Here is a 19215-nt window from a genome sequence, read left to right on the forward strand (position 1 = left end):
TTGGAGAAATCACCCGAGCGGGTGATAAAGTTCTTCCAGGATGCACGCGTAAAATATGCAGCATGAATCACGGATAAATCAGGCCGGATCAATAGTCTCAATAAAGTTGAACGATGCTTGCAGTAGAAGGGCCCCCTAATGTCCTTTTGATTGCGCCACTGTGTTTTTCAAAATTAATGCAAAGGGGGAGGCTCTGCTAAGGATTTTCAACTTACACGATATCTGTTTGTCTACTATATTTAGTCGACTGGTCCGGCAAGGGTCGAAATTACTGTGCCAGAGTTTTATTCATAACATTTAAGTTAGGAGGCTGAAATGAATAAAGATTTGGTAATTGGAACGATATTGTTCAGTGGCATGCTATTGAGCAATAGTGCGATGTTGGTTACGAAACAGGCGCAAGCCCAGGAACCAATGCAGCAGGGGCAAGCACGTAATCAGGAACAAGTGTATGGCAGTCAGTTGATGACACGCCAAGAGCGCGCGGAATATCGTAACCGGATGCGTAATGCCAAAACCGAGCAAGAGCGCGAGCAGATTCGTAGCGAACATCACAAACGTATGCAAGAACGTGCCAAACAGCGTGGAGTAACCCTTCCTGATAGCCCTCCCGCACGCGGTGGAATGGGACCGGGAGGTGGAATGGGACCGGGGCGACGTTAACAGTAATGGTTCCTGTTTTGTCCTAAAATTGTTTTTGTTGCAAGTAATTCACTCTACAAAAGGTGCCATGAAATACCTTTTGTAGAGTAACAACTATCAATAACTGCATCATTGATTATCATCAGGTCAAATGTGCGCACATTCAGTGCGTTCGCAAAACACGAATCTACCTGCTTGTTGGCGTACAGGTTCTGTAATCGCTAGGTTATAAAGGTTTTTGAACGGCACCCTTTATTCTGCCGCAATGAGTTGTATTCATGGAATTCTTTAGGGTTCCTGAATTTGTTGACCAAAAGTAATAACATAAGTTACTATTATCTCCGTTATTAAACTTTGTACTTCTCATATGGTTAAGGAATGCCTTAACGTTTTTGAACAGCGCCTGGATGCCATAGACAGTCAAATATCCGGTCAGCCTCGCCAGGAAGTAATGCTGTCACGCATGCAATTTATGATCTTCAAGAAATTGCAGGAGTTGATGAATCAGAGCCTGCAGCCTTACGGAATCAACGACACGATCTGGACTGCATTAATCATGCTGTATTCAAGTCCGGGTCGTTATATTTATCCCAGCGATTTGAGTCATATTGTCGTGTCGTCACGAACCAATATCACGCGGTTTGCCGATGAAATGGTAAAAAAAGGCTGGGTAAGCAGGAAAGGCCACGAAACCGACAGGCGCAAAGTCGTTTTAAGCTTGACTGCTGCAGGGACCGACCTGGTTGAATCGATCATGCCCAAGCAGTGGGCGGTTTACCAGGCCATCTGGAAAGATTTCAGTTTGGCGGAAAAAAAACAGATGCAAGCTTTCCAGTATAAATTGGTTGATTCCATAGCCAATGTAAATGGCATTCCGGATGCTGCTGCCGACAGGGCAGCCAAACCGGATAGCGTTAAATCCAGTCATCAGAAATGAAAGCCCGAATATGACGCGTTCTTCTGTTTTTATTGGATTGGTCCCCCGTTCCGGTGCTTTGCTGCTGGTGGCCGGTAGCTTATCGCTGTTTGGCTGCGCCAGTGTCGGTCCTGATTTCAAACAGCCTGCTCCCCCTGCCGTAAATGGCTACACCGCACAAAGTCTGCCAGCGCAAACTGCAACGGCACCCGATACGGAGATGGGTGGAGCGCAGCGTTTTGTGGTCGGGCAAGCTGTGTCGGCAAGCTGGTGGAAAAATTTCGCCTCCCCAAAACTGGATACATTCATTGAACAGGCGCTACGCAGCAGCCCTTCATTGGAGGCAGCCCAGGCAACGCTGCGCCAGGCGCAACAAACCTATGCTGCGCAGGCCGGCTCCAGCCAGTATCCGCAAGTGGATGCGAATCTGGGCGCGCAACGGACCGGCACCAATAACTCCGGGATGGGTTTGAAGGGAGGCGATCGGGTATTCGAGCTGTATAACGCCGGGGTGAAAGTCAGCTACAAGCTGGACCTGTTCGGCGGTAACCGCCGTGCACTGGAAGGCTATGCCGCGCAGACGGATTATCAGCAATATCAGCTTGAAGGCGCGCGACTGACGCTGGCTGCGAATGTGGTTACGGCTGCCATGATGCAGGCCCAGTATAGTGCGCAAATCAGCGCCAGCGAGGCGATTCTGGCGGCTCAGCAGAAGCAGTTCGGCATCGCCCAACAGCGCCTTCAACTAGGTGCGATTGCGCGTAGCGAGGTGCTCACTTTGCAAACGCAGGTCGAGCAAACGCGTGCCAGTATTCCTCCCATACGCAACAAGCTGGACCAAACCAATCATCTGCTTGCTGTGTTGGCAGGTCAGGCGCCCGGTGCAGGGGAAGTGCCGCAATTCACCCTGGCCGATTTCACGCTGCCGTCCGATTTGCCCGTAGTCATTCCGTCCGAGCTGGTACGCCAGCGTCCGGATATACAGGCCTCGGAGGCGTTATTGCATGCAGCCAGCGCGCAATACGGTGTGGTGATATCGAACAGTTATCCGCAAATCAACCTGTCAGCCAATCTGGGTTCGCAAGCCTTGCTCGCATCGAGTTTATTCGGTGCCGGCAGCATGATCTGGGGTTTGGCGGGGCAAATAGTGCAACCATTATTCAATGCGGGTCTCAAGGCTGGCGTTAAATCCGCCGAGGCCGGATTCGATGCCGCAGCCGCCAATTACCGGCAGACCGTGCTGCAAGCCTTGCGCAATGTTGCCGATGTGCTGCGCGCATTGGACAACGACGCGCAAACCTTGCAGGCGCAAGCCGCTGCGGATGCTTCGGCGCAGGCAGCGCTGGGCCTCATGCAACAGCAATATCAATTGGGCGGCGCAAGTTATTTGCAGCTGCTCACGGCGCAGCAGCAGGCGCAGCAAACGCGCATTAACCTGATTGCCGCGCAAACCCAGCGTTTGACTGATACTGCAGCGCTTTATCAGTCCATGGGAGGCGGCTGGACGACGGGAGTAAATCAGGGTGCAACTGCGCCCAAATCTGTCAGTGCCGCAGCAGATTAAGCGCTGCAAGTTGGAAACAACCATCCCTTCCGAATCACAACTGATGCACGGAGTACTTTTATGACCAAGGGAACGACCAAGCGCATGATCATCGTGCTGCTGCTTGCCGCGTTAGTGTTCGGCGCTATTTACGGCTTTCAGCAGTTTCGCAACAAGATGATACAGAAGGCAATCAAAGGGCAGGGCATACCGCCGCAAGCCGTATCCACGATCGTCGCGCAAGCTTCGGCATGGCAGCCCAGTGTTGAAGCCGTCGGAAATCTGCGTGCTGCCAGCGGCGCCAATCTTGCCGCCGAAGTTGGCGGTCTGGTCACGGCAATCCATTTTGAATCGGGGAAAACGGTCAAGGCGGGCCAGCTACTGGTGGAGCTGAATGCGGGACCGCTCAAGGCACAGCTCGAGCAACTCAAGGCGGCCGCCGCACTGGCCCGGCAAAACTATGAACGCGATTCGGCGCAGCTCAAGGTTCAGGCAATCAGCCAGGCTGCCGTGGATGCGGATGCCGCCAACCTGAAAAGTGCTCAGGCGCAGGTGGCGGCACAAGAGGCCACCATTGCCCAGAAATACATCCGTGCGCCGTTCTCCGGAAAATTAGGCATACGTCAGATAGATCTCGGCCAATTTCTTGCGGCGGGAACGGCGGTCGTGAATTTGCAAAAACTGGATCCCATGTATCTGGACTTTGCCGTACCGCAGGCTCAAATCGATCTGATTCATACGGGTGACAAAATCACGGTACAAACCAATGCATTGCCGGGTAAAACCTTCATCGGCAGTATTTCCGCGATAGAGCCGCAGGTGGATACGGCAACGCGCAACCTCAAAGTGCGAGCACGGATTGCCAACCCCAAAGGCGAATTGCTGCCGGGCTTGTTTGCGACTGCCCGGATAGATGAGGGCGGCAAGCGGCAATACATTACCTTGCCCAATACGGCGATTGCTTACAATTCTTATGGAAGTACGGTATTTATCGTCAAGGATGAAGGCAAGGGCGCGGACGGCAAAGCCAGGTTGTCGGTTGAGCAACGCTTTGTAACGACCGGCGAGACGCGCGGCGATCAGGTGGCGGTACTCACAGGCCTTAAGGCCGGCGAAACGATAGTAACCGCAGGTCAGCTCAAACTGCATAACGGGTCACCCGTGTTCATCAACAACAGTATCAGCGTAGCGAATAACCCCAATCCCAAAGTGAGCGACGAATGAGTACATCTGCCGGCGCCACGATGCGAAAATTCACCGATCTCTTTGTCGAACGTCCGGTACTGGCAACGGTTATCAGTCTGGTGATATTGGTGCTGGGCTTGCGTTCGATGGGGTCGTTGCCCGTGCTGCAGTTTCCTTATACGCAGAATGCGGTCGTGACCGTGACCACAGCCTATCCCGGTGCCGACGCCAATCTGGTGGCGAGTTTTATCACCACGCCGCTGGAAAATGCGGTAGCTCAGGCGAATGGTATTGATTACATGACCTCCAGCAGTATTCAGGGAGTCAGCACCATCACCGCCAACTTGCGTCTGAATTACGATCCGGACAAGGCGCTAACCGAGATCAACACCAAGGTTAACGCGGTGCTCAACCAGATGCCGCCGCAGGCGCAAAAGCCGGTGATGTCGGTGGCTATAGGTCAGACCATCGATGCGATGTACATCGGTTTTTACAGCGATGTACTCAAGCCCAACCAGGTGACGGATTATCTGGTGCGTTCGGTACAGCCCAAGCTGCAGGCGATCGATGGTGTGCAGACTGCGGAATTGCTGGGAGCGAAAAACTTTGCCCTGCGCGCGTGGCTGGATCCGCACAAACTCGCTGCGGTCGGCTTGACAGCAGCAGACGTGTATAGCGCCCTGGCGGCGAATAATTTTCTGTCTTCCAGCGGCCAGTCCAAGGGGGAAATGGTTCAGATCAACCTGAATGCATCGACAGCGCTGCATTCGGTTGAAGCATTCAAGCAGATGATTATCAAGCAGCAGGGTAGTTCCGTCGTGCGTCTGTCAGATGTGGCCAACGTCACGCTGGGCGCCGACGACTATGAATCCAGTGTGTCGTTTGACGGCCGCAAAGCGGTGTACATCGGTATTCAGGTTGCGCCCGGCGCGAACCTGCTGGATGTGGTGGCGCGGGTGCGCAAAGTCATGCCGGAAGTCCAGGCGCAATTACCCAAGGGACTGAACAGCAATATCGTTTATGACTCGACCAAATTCGTCAATTCATCCATCAGCGAAGTGGTTAAGACCTTGGCGGAAGCCATCCTGATCGTGATGGCGGTGGTGTTCATTTTCCTGGGTTCGCTGCGTTCGGTGCTGATACCCATCATCGCCATTCCGCTATCCCTGATCGGGACTTTCACCGTGATGCTGGCGCTGGGTTACTCAATTAACCTGCTTACGCTGCTGGCGCTGGTGCTCGCCATCGGCCTGGTGGTGGACGATGCCATTATTGTGGTGGAAAACGTCAGCCGGCACCTGGAAGAAGGGCTTTCTCCCTACGATTCGGCAATCAAAGCCGCACGCGAGCTGGCCAATCCGATTATCGCGATGACCATCGTGCTGATCGCCGTGTATGTGCCGATAGGTTTTATGAGCGGGTTGACCGGCGCACTGTTTACCGAGTTTGCGTTTACGCTGGTGGGCGCGGTGACGATGTCCGCAATCATTGCGCTGACACTTTCCCCGATGATGTGTTCGCGCATGCTGCGCGCGCCCAAACGCGAAGGCGGCAACTGGCAGGACCATCTGGTGGTATGGCTCGACAAGCAGTTCGAGCGCTTGCATGTGCGTTACCAGAAAAGACTGCATGGCGTGCTCAATTATGTTTCGGTGATCGCGGTGTTTGCCGTGATCGTGCTGGGCGGCATTTATTTTCTGTATTCCACTTCAATGTCCGAACTGGCGCCTCAGGAAGATCAGGGCATATTGATTGCCGCGTCATTTAATGCGCCGGATGCCACGCTCAAACAGCGCGAACTTTATGGCAGCCAGGTTCGCGAGGCATTCGCGAAATTCCCGGAAACCGACCATATCTTCCAGCTGAATTCTCCGACGCAGGTGATCAGCGGCATGGTGCTCAAGCCCTGGGACGAGCGCACGAGAACCTCGACCCAGATTCAACCCCTGGTGCAAAAGGATCTGGCGCAAATCGCAGGGACCCAGAATGCCATTTTCCAGCCGCCTCCCTTGCCGGGCGCGCGGGGTTTGCCGATCCAGTTCGTGATTACGACAACCGAGCCTTTCTCCCAGCTCTTCGATGTATCGCAACAGTTCCTGCAGGCTGCGCAGAAAACCGGTGAATTCATCTTTCTCCAGTCGGACCTGCGCATCGATTTGCCGCAAACGACCGTGGTCATCGATCGCAATATGGCGGCGCAACTCGGCCTGAACATGCAGGAAATCGGTTCGGCGTTATCAGCCATGCTGGGCGGCGGCTATGTGAATTATTTCGAGCTCAGCGGCCGCGCCTACAAAGTCATTCCGCAAGTGACGCAGCGTTACCGGCTGAATGCGGACCAGCTTAAACAGTACTACTTGCGGACTGCCAGCGGGCAAATGGTGCCGTTGTCTACCGTAGCGCATCTGGAAACCTCTACCCAGCCGGAAACCATTAACCATTTCCAGCAGCAAAACATGGCGACCATACAAGGCGTGGCGTTCCCGACCATTTCACAAGGCCAGGCGCTGCAGCGTCTCAAGACCCTGGCGCAGCAAACCCTGCCGGCAGGTTACAGCTTCGACTACTCCGGGCCTTCACGCCAGTTCGTGCAGGAATCGGGCGGTCTGGTGCTCACCTTCTTCTTCGCGATCGTGATCATTTTTCTGGCGCTGGCGGCACAGTTTGAAAGCTTCCGCGATCCGATCATCATTCTGGTGTCGGTGCCGATGTCGATTGCGGGTGCGTTGATTTTTATCAATCTCGGAATAGGCCACGCCACACTCAATATCTACACCGAGGTCGGATTGGTGACGTTGATAGGCCTGATTTCCAAGCATGGCATCCTGATCGTGGAATTTGCCAATAACTTGCAGCGTATGGGTGCCAGCAAGCGTGAAGCCATCGAGAAAGCGGCCAGCTTGCGTCTGCGCCCGATCCTGATGACCACCGCTGCAATGGTGCTGGGTGTCGTGCCGCTCATCGTTGCCAGCGGTGCTGGCGCGGTCAGCCGCTTCAATATGGGCTTGGTAATTGCCAGCGGTTTGTCGATAGGCACTTTGTTCACCCTGTTTGTTGTCCCCGGCATCTACATGCTGCTTGCGGCGGACCATAGCCATGAAGCTCGCGCGCTGGCACAACGCGAGGCACATTAGGCTGGATGGTTGAACTCAAGCGCGCAAGCGGGTGGCTTATCCGCTTGCGCGTGGCCATCAGGCTCAGCACAAAGCATACCCAATTCACGGTAACCTGACACCGCCGTGACACGGTTCCTTCTTCCAATCAATTAATTACCCGGGAATTCCTGATGAAATGGTTCTTTAGAATGTTTTTCAAGACGCTGCGGATCGTGATGACGCCTTTCATGCTGCTGTGGGAAAAAACCACCACGCCGAAGGGCATGGTCCGGCCAGCGGGTGCGCAACAACTGGTCGACCAGCAATGCCAAAATCTGGCGCTTTATCAATTCAGGACCTGTCCCTTCTGCATCAAAGTCCGGCGCGAACTCAGCCGCTTATCGCTGGATGTTGCACTGCTGGATGCGCAAAAACTGCCTCTACACCGCGAAGCGCTCTTGCAGGGGGGCGGTCGAATCAAGGTGCCTTGTCTGAAAATTACGGATGAACAGGGGAACAGCCAGTGGATGTATGAGTCTTCCGCAATCATCCAGTATCTGCATGGGCGTTTTGCCTGACGTTTCTTCGGTTGATTGGTTTACCCGGATGTTACTATCCGCAGCCTTTCCGGCCGGACACTGCATGACAGCATCGTCTCGATAAATCGAGGCGATATCCGGTCTGTACAAGGATTCCTGCGGGGCCATCAATTGCCGCTGTAATCGGCTGAATACTTCCTATACTGAAAGCGGTTTTCCCGGTTGCGCTGGCGCCTGCTGAAAGGGGTATCTCATGAGCGTGTCGCCCCTGCCCGATGGTGTTGAGATCAATGGTGCTATTCCACCTGAATATGCATCCATACTCAGTTCCGAGGCTGTTTCGTTCCTGGCGGCGCTGTCTCGTGAATTCGAGCCCAAGCGTCAGTGCCTGCTTGCCCTGCGCGCCCAGCACCAGGTGGCATTTGGCCAGGGTGCCCAGCCTGATTTCCTGGAACAGACCGCATCCATTCGTGCCGCTGACTGGGTCATCGATCCGGTGCCTGAAGAGCTGCAGGATCGCCGGGTAGAAATTACCGGCCCGGTGGAACGCAAGATGGTCATCAACGCGCTCAATTCCGGCGCCGATGTGTTCATGGCGGATTTCGAGGATTCCCTGTCGCCGGTCTGGAATAACCTGATCCAGGGGCAGATCAACCTGCGCGATGCCGTGCGCCGCACCATTACGCTGGATACACCCGAAGGAAAACACTACGCATTGAACCCGCAGGTAGCGGTGCTGTTCGTCAGGCCGCGCGGCTGGCATATGCCGGAGCGGCACCTGCTGGTGGACGGGCAGGCCATTTCAGCCAGCCTGTTTGATTTCGGCCTGTTTTTCTTCCATAACGCCCGCACCCAGCTTGCCTATGGAACAGGTCCGTATTTTTACCTCCCCAAGATGGAAAGCCATCTTGAAGCACGGCTCTGGAACAGCGTATTCAATGCCGCCGAGGATCAGCTGGATATTCCCCGCGGCAGCATCAAGGCCACGGTGCTGATCGAAACCATTCCCGCTGCGTTCGAGATGGACGAAATTCTGCACGAATTGAAATCGCATTCAGCCGGGCTGAATTGCGGGCGCTGGGATTACATTTTCAGTTGCATCAAGAAATTGCATCAGCATCCTTCATTCATGCTTGCCGAGCGCGAGGCGCTGACCATGACGACCCCCTTCATGCGCGCCTATTCCCAGCTGCTGATCAAAACCTGCCATTGCCGCAATGCCCATGCAATCGGCGGCATGGCGGCACAGATTCCGGTCAGGAACGACCCCGAAGGCAATGCCGCCGCCCTGGCCAAGGTCGGCGTTGACAAGCACCGCGAGGCCGCGGATGGCCATGACGGCACATGGGTGGCGCACCCTGCGCTGGTACAGGTGGCGCGCGATGCTTTTGATATAGAGAAGCTCGGGCCGAACCAGATTCAGCGCAAGCGCGAAGATGTGCATGTTACCCGCGAAGACCTGCTGGATTTCCAGCCCCAGGCGCCCATCACCGAGCAGGGCTTGCGCAACAATATCCAGGTCAGCATCGAATACATGGGCGCCTGGTTGGCCGGTCAGGGTGCCGTACCCATTCACCATCTGATGGAAGATGCGGCAACCGCGGAGATTTCGCGCTCCCAGGTATGGCACTGGATTCGCAGCCCGCTGGGGGTGCTGGACGACGGCAGGAAAGTCACGCTGGAGCTGGTGCTGAGCATGATTCCCGAGGAATTGCAGCACATCCGCAACGAACTTGGGGAGGCCGCTTTTCTTGCCGGAAAATACCCGCTGGCTGCGGAGGTGGTTGAATCGCTGGTGGTGAACGACACGTTTGCGGATTTCATGACGCTGGCGGCTTACGAATATCTGGATTGAGGCTGCCGGCATCGAATTTCCGGCTTTCCTGGCATAACGCCGCAATTGACTATAATTTATTTTTTCTGGCATCGGGCAGGATGGCCGCCTATTTCCATCACTTGCCTTACCTACTGTTAAACGGAGGCGATTTCCCATGATTGCACTCACCATCAATGGCAAACAGCACACTGTAGACGTTGTCTCCGACACACCCCTGCTGTGGGTGTTGCGCGACACCATCGGCCTGACCGGCACCAAGTACGGCTGCGGCATCGCGCTATGCGGCGCCTGTACGGTACATCTCAACGGCGCACCGGTACGCTCCTGCATGACGCCGGTATCGGCAGCGGCAGGCCAGAAGATCATCACCATCGAAGGCCTCGACTCCAGGGTCGGCCACGCCGTACAGGCAGCGTGGGATAAGCTGGAAGTGGTTCAATGCGGCTACTGCCAGTCGGGCCAGATCATGTCCGCAGTGGCACTGCTCAGCGGCAACCACAAACCCAGCGACAGCGACATCGACAGCGCGATGGCTGGCAACCTGTGCCGTTGCGCGACTTACCAACGCATCCGCGCGGCCATCAAGGAAGCGGCGAAGCAGTTAGGTTAAGGAGCCGGGACATATGGACGCCTCCAGAATTCACTTTTGCGGGATGAAGCGCAAGGAGCCGCGCAGTGAGCGACGAGGCATATCGGATTGATAGACGAGGAGCGAACGAGCACGTGACGCCGCGATTCGCCCGCAAAATGAATTTATAGAGGTGACCATGAGTGAAATCAGGATCGTCAACGAAAGCCGCCGGCACTTTCTGCAAGCAGGCATCGGCCTCACCCTCGCCATCTATTTGCCGTTGGGACGCGCCGCATCGTCCGCAGCCAAGCCTGGCAAAGCGGGCAGCGCAGCAGCAATGTCGGAGACATTCGAACCCAATGTATTCGTACGCATCGGCGAGGACAATCTGGTGACGGTGATCGTTAAGCATCTGGAAATGGGGCAGGGCACTTACACCGGGCTACCTACCCTGGTGGCCGAAGAGCTTGACGCCGACTGGTCGCAGATCAAGGTGGAAGGCGCCCCGGCCGACGCCAAACTCTACAACAACCTGTTCTGGGGGCCGATGCAAGGCACCGGCGGCAGTACCGCCATCGCCAATTCCTTCGAACAGATGCGCAAGGCCGGCGCGTCCGCGCGCGCCATGCTGGTTGCCGCCGCTGCTGCCGAGTGGCAGGTTCCCGCCGACAGCATCCAGGTGAAAAAAGGCGTCGTCAGCCACGCAGCATCCAACCGCAAGGCCAGCTTCGGCGAGCTCGCAGTCAAGGCAGCCACGCAGGAAGTGCCCGCGCAAGTAAAACTCAAGAACCCGAAAGACTTCGTTTACATCGGCAAAAATGTTTCGCGCAAAGACAGCAAGGCCAAGATCAACGGTACTGCGCAGTTTACCCAGGATGTGCGCCTGCCCGGCATGCTCACCGCCGTAGTCGCGCACGCGCCGCGCTTCGGCGCCAGACTCAAATCGTTTGACGGCGCGCGTGCAAAATCCGTGAAGGGCGTGGTGGACGTGGTTGCCATCCCCACCGGCGTAGCCGTTCTGGCCAGGGATTTCTGGTCTGCCAAAAAAGGCCGCGACCTGCTCAGCGTAGCGTGGGACGAGTCGCAGGCATTCAAACTGGGCACCGATGAAATATTTTCCCAATACCGGATACTCGCCCGCACCCCCGGCGCGGTAGCCCACCGGACCGGCGATGCGGAAAAAAGCATAGGCCGGGCCGCAAAGCGTCTGGAAGCATCATTCGAATTTCCTTATCTCGCCCATGCCGCCATGGAGCCGCTGGACTGCGTGGTAAAACTCGACCGCGACAGTTGTGAAGTGTGGAACGGCGACCAGTCCCAGACCGCCGACCAGAATGCCATTGCCAAGGCGACCGGACTCAAGCCGGAACAGGTAAAAATCAACACGCTGTATGCCGGCGGCAGCTTCGGCCGCCGCGCCAATCCTGACTCCGATTACGTGCTGGAGGCCGTGCATATCGCCAAGGCCATCGGCGGCAAAGCGCCGGTGAAAATGGTCTGGACGCGCGAAGACGACATGCGCGCCGGCTGGTACCGGCCTCTGTTCTACCACACCCTGCGCGCCGGGCTGGATGCGGACGGCAATCTCGTCGGGTGGCAGCATCGGCTGGTGGGCCAGTCCATCGTCACCGGCACGCCTTTTGAAGGCGCCATGTTGAAGGATGGCGTCGACGCTACTTCAGTCGAAGGCGCGGCCAACCTTCCCTATGCCATTCCCAACATGCTGGTCGACCTGCATTCGCCCAGGCTGCCGGTTCCAGTCCAGTGGTGGCGTTCCGTCGGCTCCACCCATACGGCATTTTCCACCGAGGTGTTCATCGACGAGGTGGCGCATGCTGCAGGCAAGGATCCTTATCACTTCCGGCGCGATCTGCTTAAAGATCACCCGCACCATCGCGGCGTGCTCGAACTGGCGGCGCAAAAATCCGGCTGGGACAAAGCGCTGCCGCACCGTGATGGCGTCCGGCGCGGGCGGGGCATTGCATTGCACGAATCCTTCAATACTTACATTGCCGAAGTCGCCGAAGTCACGGTTCAGCCAGACGGCAGCTTTAGCGTAGACCGCGTGGTTTGCGCGGTGGATTGCGGCATGGCGATCAACCCCAGCATCATCCGCGCGCAAATGGAAGGCGGCATCGGTTTCGGCCTGTCGGCGGCGCTGTACGGCGCGATTACCCTGAAAGAAGGCCGCGTCGAGCAATCCAATTTCAATGACTACCCGCTGCTGCGCATCCACGAAATGCCGCAGGTGGAAGTGCACATCGTCCCCTCCGTCGCCAACCCGACAGGTGTGGGCGAACCCGGCGTACCGCCCATCGCCCCTGCGGTAGCCAATGCCCTGTTTGCCGCCACCGGCAAACGCCTGCGCAAGCTACCGTTCGATACCAGCGAGCTGAAGATCATCTAGGAACCTCTGAAAAGTGTTACGAGCAACCACAAGCGCAAGGAGCCGCGCAGTGAACGACGAGACATATCAAAAAGATAGGCGAGGAGTGAACGAGCATGCGACACCGCGATTGTGGTGCGCAGTAGCTTTGCAGAGGTTTCCTGGTGGATAGCGTCGACCTGCACGTACTACGCGCCGCCATCGACTGGCTGGAACAGGGTCATCGCGTCGCACTCGCCACGGTAGTAAAGACCTGGGGCTCTGCGCCGCGTCCGCCCGGCTCCTGGCTGGCAATGCGTGCGGATGGACAGCTGGCTGGATCGGTGTCCGGCGGCTGTGTGGAGGATGATTTAATCGCGCAGTTGCGCGACAACCGGCTGGCAACAGACACACCCGGCCTCATCGCCTACGGCGTGAGGAAGGAGGAGGCCGCGCGCTTCGGGCTGCCCTGCGGCGGGCAATTGCAATTGCTGCTGGAACCCAGACCGGACATCCGCGTGCTGCGCGCCATGCTCGCCGCCATCGAACGGCGCGAACTGTTCGCGCGCCGCGTCGATCTGCAAACCGGCGATGCGACGCTGCTCCCCGCACAACGCAACGACACGCTGCAATTCGATGGAAAACAGCTCGTCACCATCCACGGCCCAAGCCAGCGTCTGTTGGTCATCGGCGCCGGGCAGATTTCGCACTTTCTGGCACAGATGGCACAGGCCCTGAATTACGAAATCATCGTCTGCGACCCGCGCGAAGAGTATCGGCAAGGATGGCAGGTGCCCGGCGTGCAACTGCTGGCCTGCATGCCGGACGACGCCGTCAAACAATTGCAAATGGATGCAAACAGCGCCGTCGTGGCGCTGACCCACGACCCCAAGCTGGACGACATGGCGTTGCTCGAAGCACTTAAATCGCCTGCCATCTATGTCGGTGCGCTGGGCTCCCGCGCCAACAATGCAAAGCGGCGCGAACGCCTGCGCCTGTTCGACCTGAGCGAAGCGGAAATCAGCCGCTTGCACGGCCCCGTCGGCCTGCCCATCGGCAGCCGCACCCCACCGGAAATCGCCGTCGCCATCCTGGCGGAAATGACCGCCCTGCGCCACGGAATCACTCTCCAGGCCGCCCCATCCCGGCAGCCGGAAGCCCAACTGCGGCAAGTTGCACTCAAACTCGCATGATCGCCGGCATCCTGCTGGCGGCAGGCAGCTCCAGCCGCTTCGGCTCCAACAAGCTGCTGCATCTGCTGCCGGACGGCACGCCGATTGCCATCGCCGCCGCACGCAAGCTCAAGGCAGCTACATCCATGACGCTCGCCGTCGTGCACCCGGATAATCTTGCGCTCGCCGATATGTTCGCCGCGGAAGGCCTTACCGTAGTGGCCTGTCCAGCCGCCACGCAAGGCATGGGCGCCAGTCTCGCCTGCGGCGTGCGCGCCAGCAGCCACGCCCATGGCTGGATTGTCGCGCTTGCCGACATGCCATTTATCCAGCCGGCCACCCTGATGGAAATCCGCTCCCAGCTCGAACAGGGCGCCCCACTGGCAGCCCCGGTTTACCATGGTCAGCGCGGCCATCCGGTCGGCTTCGCGAGCGAATTCTTTGAAGCGCTCGCCCATCTCAGCGGCGACCAGGGCGCACGCGCAATTGTCCGCGCTCACGAGGCACGAGCCACACTGCTGGCATGCGAAGACCCCGGCATCCTGGCGGACATCGACACTACGGACGATATGGCACGTTATCGGAACCTGCTTGTAAGCCAGGAATAAGGTCTGCGGTATCGGGGCGGGATTCGAATTGAATTGCGTTGTATGGCAGCATTCTGGGGGACGATGCTTTTCTTGCCGCTGGCGGCTTACGAATATCTGGGGTGAGTCTCCCGGTGATTTGCCGTTGCTAACTAAGTATTCGATGAAATCTTTGCACGCTTATGGAAATGCTTGGGCGCTACGTCACGGCAACGCTGCTCCAGCTGATGCGCAATGCGCTTGACCATCTCCTCACTGAGCGCGGTGTGAAACAATTTACCAAAGGTGCCCGATGCGTTCCGGCCATTGATAATTACAACATCGCTTCTCGCCTTCAACTCGACAAACCACCCCGGCAAAGCGAGTACTGGCTTGACCTCAACCTTGTCGCCCACCGCGCTTGAAAGCCATTGCGCAAGCCACTTTGCCTGGCGAGACGCTTGATCCAGAGGCGCGGATTCTGACCAGCCTGGGAACTGCAATCGCTGTCCGTCGAAAACCACTTTGGCATCTTCAGCTCCACCATTTCGCTTAGATTTCATCCTGCCTTTTGTCTCAACTGCAAATACTCCCTTGGGCCAAACGATCACATGGTCGATATTGAAACCATCAGCAGGCACATCATGGAAAACGTAAGCGCCAAGGCGCATGAGCTGATTCAACTCTTGGGCGATAGCCACTTCACCCTCGTAGCCGAGCCGAAACTTATTGATTTGTTTAAAGAGAGTGATGATTTTGAAACTGAAAAATATAATCGTGCCAAGACCAAACAACACGTCAACACTGATGCGAAGAATCGACTCCGAGCTGCCGCCAAGATAGGACTGCGAGATATGAAGCGCGTAGACGAGCAACGGTATCACGGGAAGCATCACCGCATACATCAGGACGTCTAAGCGCATATCGTCCAATTCGGTGCGTAGCGACTCCCCCGGTCCACGCAACAGCATTTGATTCAGCGGGGAACGGCGCTTGGATTCTAGCCGCTTCCGCCAAAGATGAATCGCACCTATTGGCAGGAACATTAGCGCCAAATAAGAGCCCATTAGAAAAAGGGAAAGCCAGAATGCATTCATAGGGGTAGGTTACTTAATTTGCTTCATAGTTCGTGACCAGAAAGAGATTGGCTGTTTTCGGCGCATGGAAAGCTTGCGTTTGGGCTCGGATTTTCCGGGTAGAGTTGGTTGATAATTTCCATTACCACTTCAAATACCCATAGTACCGTATGGTAAAGGGTGGGGCTTCCGTGGGCATAGTCATTGCGTATGCCCGGCAAAATTTTTAGAAATGCGTCGAGCCAATCGTGATTAAGGTCTTCTTCGCTTGCCTGAACATTAGATTCATCTACTGTCATGATTTCCAGCTTGGCTTTCATCATCTTTTGCAGCTGCTTATACCTGCAACGTTCCCTGGCACGTTCCAGAGCCCAGCGGGCCCGGCAGGTAAACGCTTCATTCCGGATGACTTGATGCTGAATGGCATGTTTCAGCAGCGCTCCAAGGCCCGGTTCTTGGCTTTTGCGGTGCTTTGCCTTATAGCACCTCACAAATTCACCGAGGCATTCCCTCAATGCAAACTCCAGGCTGGCTAGCGCTTGTTGTTCGGCTATCGGATAAAAACGGTAAACAAACCAAGCATAGAGGTACAGGTTCTTAGCTGTTTCGAAATGAACCCTGATTGTTTCAGGAACCGCCAGATTCACGTTGAACTGGGCAATGGCTGCATGCTGGTCTGCTAAGACTATGGGGCGAACTGCTCCCGTTTGTGAATTTATGTTCACTATGTTCACCACCCGTGGGTCAGGCTCGTGGACGAGATCTGGCGATCTCAAACAATCGGCATCGGATGGTGGGTTCATTTTATTTAGGCAATTGAAATTAATGGATCAGCCACGATTGATTTTGTGGAAGGAGGCAATGAAATAAACGAGCCCAAGAAGAGAAATCTGAAGATTCCCCCTTTAATTTCATATTCAATCATGGCTATGCGGGGCGGAGAATGACTTAAGAAATGACTTCCTGATTTCTCCAAGCCTGAAGAACCTTTGCAAAATCAATATCATTCGGTGCCTCATTCCAAGCCTCGTAGAATGATGCGTCGTCACTTTCAGGCGCGGGGTTGGGGATGTCAATCTTGATGCGGGTGGGCATCATTACTGAGTCTCCGATCAAGATGCTTTCTCCACGCCGTAGTGTGGAGAACATACTTGCGATCCCACGAACAGAATCTGGCAGGAGGTTCCGAACGTAGGATTGGTCGTCAGGGTTTGAGATGCGGAGGCAGAGGAAGCTGTTGCACTGTGAAAGGATGGTTGCTGACACCTCCCGTGGACGCTGGCTAATTACGGTCAGGCTTACACCATATTTTCGTCCTTCTTTGGCGATGCGTTCTGCGGAATGCTTGGCCGCATCAGTCGCAGGGTCACCATCGCGCAAATATATGTGAGCCTCGTCTGCAAAAATTGAAATCGGGAATCGAGTTGTGTTCACGCGCCGATGCCAATATGCAAAATCGAAGAGACAACGAAGGATAAGTGAAATCACGGAAGCGCGAACGTCGAACGGAACTGGACTCAAATCGATAACAACGACCTTTTTCCGATCCCCAGCCTTTTCGCCAAGCAAGCGTCGAAATAGGACTTCCATCGAAGCACTTGTGTTGTATGTTTTTGGCTTAAATATCAGATCGTATCGCCTATCGTTAAGTTTTGAGTCAACCCTCATCAATAACCGAGTGAAATCGCCGTGAAGAGGCCCTTTCTTTTCTCCTCTTTGTCCTTCAACCATCTCGGTATCAAGTCGGCGAAATTCATTTAGGATGTTTGCAAAATCGAAGAACACCGGTGTATCGATGGTGATTTTCTTGAGTCCTAACGCCGTATTTTCTGGGTGCGCTTCTTTTGCCGCTTGCAGCAATTCCTTGAACTTGGCGATTTGGTTGGGTGCAGCCGACTCACTCCGATCAACCATCAGACCAAGCAACTCTTCGGAGTTCATCAGCCAGTAAGGCAACTCCAAGTCACTCGCCGCTATTACATCCGCAGAGTCACCAAATGTCTTGGTATATTCACCATGCAAGTCAAACAGAACGATGGTCGCCTGCTGAAAGCCACACATTTTCTGAATGAGCGATGCAACCGTCCACGACTTCCCACCCCCTGTCTGACCGAGGATTGCGGCATGCCGGGTTAGGAATGCATCAAGATTTATTTTCGCCTGCTGACCTGGTAGGAGTGACAGCTTGCCTATTGCGAAATCGCCCTCGGCATAGCTTGCATAGACTTGGTCAATTAAGGCTGGCGATACGGCGAACACAGGAGCATTCACCGTTGGAAGAACATCCGTTCCGCGCTCGAATTTCCCCGTTGCATCAATAGTACCGACCGGTATGGTCGAGAGTCCGCGTGTTGCGCGGTCGAGTAGCATCGTTCCGTCAGCTTCCGCCGCTTTCGATTCGGAGGCACTTACCTTACCCTCGCGCATCTCGATGCCCGTTACCATGCACAACAGCTTCGCCGCAGGCAGTGCGACCATAATGAACGTTCCCGGCTGACCAATAAGCACTGGCGTTGGCCCGGCCGAAGTCAGCAGATGAATGGTCATCGAATCCGGTACGCCACGCTCAACATCGGCAGTGAGTTCATGGTCAACAAGAGTGACAAATATCTCATCGCCCGTTACGCCGACAACTTTTCCAATTTGGTAATCACTCATAAGTGGTTCCTATTCAAAGAGGGTAACAAATTTACTAAATTGCCAAGCGTCGGTGGTCGCAGGGACAGACTTGCCGTTAATGTGAAGGTGGCTGCCGAAGCCAGCCTGGAAATTCGGCAATGACTTGAATGCCGCGAGCCCAACAGGTTCGTCTTGGCTTAACGCGAACAATCGGCATCTATTGGACTGCATTACTGGAAGCAGTAGCTGTTGATTAATGTGCTCGTCTGCGTAACTGAACCCACAACTCACAAGGTATTTACATTCGCTACCCAGCGCCTTGTTCGCTTGAGTGAACAGAGTGTCGTAGGGAGGTGTCATCGTGTCCATGACCTTCTTGCGTCGTGGCAGCACCATCACACGGCGAGAACTGGCTAGCATGGCCGAGGGATGCCTCTCGTAGAACGCCCCAGATTCTTCAGTCCATGAAATGGAGCCGTGCAATTTAATCAGTTTCACTGTTAGATTATTATTTGGTGAAAATTTTCCTCCTGAAACCACCCCTGACGTGCTCTTGAACTGCGCTGGCTGGAAATACCGCTCCGTCGTCCCACAGAAACCATTTTCGATGGGAACACCAACATGAGCTGCGGCTGTCTCAAACAACAGGTCATAATTCGTCGTAAAAATCCATACGGAACAAGAAAGGCCGAACGCGCGCCTTTTCAACGCCTCGAAAAATCTACAGTGGTTGTCTATGTTTGGATTTTCGACTGCCAAAAGACAGTTGAGAATCAACTCACGCAGACGAGTTTCCAAAGCGCTGAATCGCGGGTCCCCAGAATTAGTCCAGTGTGCGATAACAAGGTCGGAGAGTTGCTCAATATTGGGCGTGGATTGCGCATCGTCATAGGTCTCGCCCGCTTGCTTGAGAACCTCATTGAGGACGATGCGCTCGTCCGGCTTGAGTGCAGTCATTACCTCGCAAGTAAGCTGAGGCATCATCGGATAGCCCGCTTCGCGCGATGTTCCTGCGCCGAACAGGAAGCCTGTGCCATCCAATGTTTGAGACACATTGGGCAAAATGAGTGACAGGTCGATGGTCATAGG

General features: G+C 55.4%; 15 protein-coding genes. 11 read left to right on the forward strand and 4 right to left on the reverse strand.

Annotated features, from left to right (window positions below):
- Positions 1-315 precede the first annotated feature (315 nt).
- The 11 genes from EI185_RS03865 to EI185_RS03915 all read left to right on the forward strand — a co-directional run bounded on the left by EI185_RS03865 (position 316) and on the right by EI185_RS03915 (position 14473).
- Positions 316-663, forward strand: coding sequence for a hypothetical protein (locus tag EI185_RS03865; RefSeq protein ID WP_124703820.1), 348 nt, complete (start codon positions 316-318; stop codon positions 661-663).
- A 442-nt stretch (positions 664-1105) separates the two neighbouring features.
- Positions 1106-1579 (forward strand): MarR family transcriptional regulator, encoded by a 474-nt coding sequence (locus tag EI185_RS03870; protein ID WP_189836268.1) that lies wholly within the window; start codon positions 1106-1108, stop codon positions 1577-1579.
- Positions 1580-1589: 10 nt separating this feature from the next.
- A complete protein-coding gene (locus tag EI185_RS03875) occupies positions 1590-3122 on the forward strand; it encodes an efflux transporter outer membrane subunit (protein WP_189836269.1) in 1533 nt (510 codons plus the stop codon).
- A 60-nt stretch (positions 3123-3182) separates the two neighbouring features.
- Positions 3183-4325 carry an efflux RND transporter periplasmic adaptor subunit gene (locus EI185_RS03880; protein WP_124703822.1) on the forward strand — a complete coding sequence of 381 codons (1143 nt, stop codon included), beginning with the start codon at positions 3183-3185 and terminating at the stop codon, positions 4323-4325.
- Entirely contained in the window at positions 4322-7420 is a 3099-nt protein-coding gene (locus EI185_RS03885; RefSeq protein ID WP_223247654.1) for an efflux RND transporter permease subunit, read from the forward strand. Before EI185_RS03880 ends, EI185_RS03885 begins: the two co-directional genes overlap by 4 nt.
- Positions 7421-7572: 152 nt before the next feature.
- Positions 7573-7959 carry a glutaredoxin family protein gene (locus EI185_RS03890; protein ID WP_124703823.1) on the forward strand — a complete coding sequence of 129 codons (387 nt, stop codon included), beginning with the start codon at positions 7573-7575 and terminating at the stop codon, positions 7957-7959.
- 214 nt (positions 7960-8173) lie between these two features.
- Entirely contained in the window at positions 8174-9775 is a 1602-nt protein-coding gene (aceB, locus tag EI185_RS03895; RefSeq protein WP_124703824.1) for a malate synthase A, read from the forward strand.
- Between the two features lie 136 nt (positions 9776-9911).
- On the forward strand, positions 9912-10367 hold the full coding sequence (locus EI185_RS03900) for a (2Fe-2S)-binding protein (RefSeq protein ID WP_124703825.1): 456 nt from the start codon (positions 9912-9914) through the stop codon (positions 10365-10367).
- A 157-nt stretch (positions 10368-10524) separates the two neighbouring features.
- Positions 10525-12735, forward strand: a complete 2211-nt coding sequence (locus EI185_RS03905) for a xanthine dehydrogenase family protein molybdopterin-binding subunit (protein ID WP_124703826.1) — start codon at positions 10525-10527, stop codon at positions 12733-12735.
- Positions 12736-12878: 143 nt separating this feature from the next.
- On the forward strand, positions 12879-13886 hold the full coding sequence (locus tag EI185_RS03910; protein WP_124703827.1) for an XdhC family protein: 1008 nt from the start codon (positions 12879-12881) through the stop codon (positions 13884-13886).
- Complete coding sequence (locus tag EI185_RS03915) at positions 13883-14473, forward strand: nucleotidyltransferase family protein (RefSeq protein WP_124703828.1); 591 nt, start codon at positions 13883-13885, stop codon at positions 14471-14473. Before EI185_RS03910 ends, EI185_RS03915 begins: the two co-directional genes overlap by 4 nt.
- 131 nt (positions 14474-14604) lie before the next feature.
- Here the strand turns inward: EI185_RS03915 and EI185_RS03920 are convergent, their stop codons facing one another.
- The 4 genes from EI185_RS03920 to EI185_RS03935 all read right to left on the reverse strand — a co-directional run bounded on the left by EI185_RS03920 (position 14605) and on the right by EI185_RS03935 (position 19212).
- On the reverse strand, positions 14605-15528 hold the full coding sequence (locus EI185_RS03920; RefSeq protein ID WP_223247655.1) for a nuclease-related domain-containing protein: 924 nt from the start codon (positions 15526-15528) through the stop codon (positions 14605-14607).
- 23 nt (positions 15529-15551) lie between these two features.
- Positions 15552-16310 (reverse strand): hypothetical protein, encoded by a 759-nt coding sequence (locus EI185_RS03925; RefSeq protein ID WP_189836270.1) that lies wholly within the window; start codon positions 16308-16310, stop codon positions 15552-15554.
- Positions 16311-16455: 145 nt separating this feature from the next.
- Complete coding sequence (locus tag EI185_RS03930) at positions 16456-18165, reverse strand: ATP-binding protein (RefSeq protein ID WP_124703829.1); 1710 nt, start codon at positions 18163-18165, stop codon at positions 16456-16458.
- A 9-nt stretch (positions 18166-18174) separates the two neighbouring features.
- Positions 18175-19212 (reverse strand): SIR2 family protein, encoded by a 1038-nt coding sequence (locus EI185_RS03935; RefSeq protein WP_124703830.1) that lies wholly within the window; start codon positions 19210-19212, stop codon positions 18175-18177.
- Positions 19213-19215 lie beyond the last annotated feature (3 nt).

It is taken from the genome of Sulfuriferula multivorans (assembly GCF_003851125.1).
GTDB classification, from domain to species: Bacteria; Pseudomonadota; Gammaproteobacteria; order Burkholderiales; family Sulfuriferulaceae; genus Sulfuriferula; species Sulfuriferula multivorans.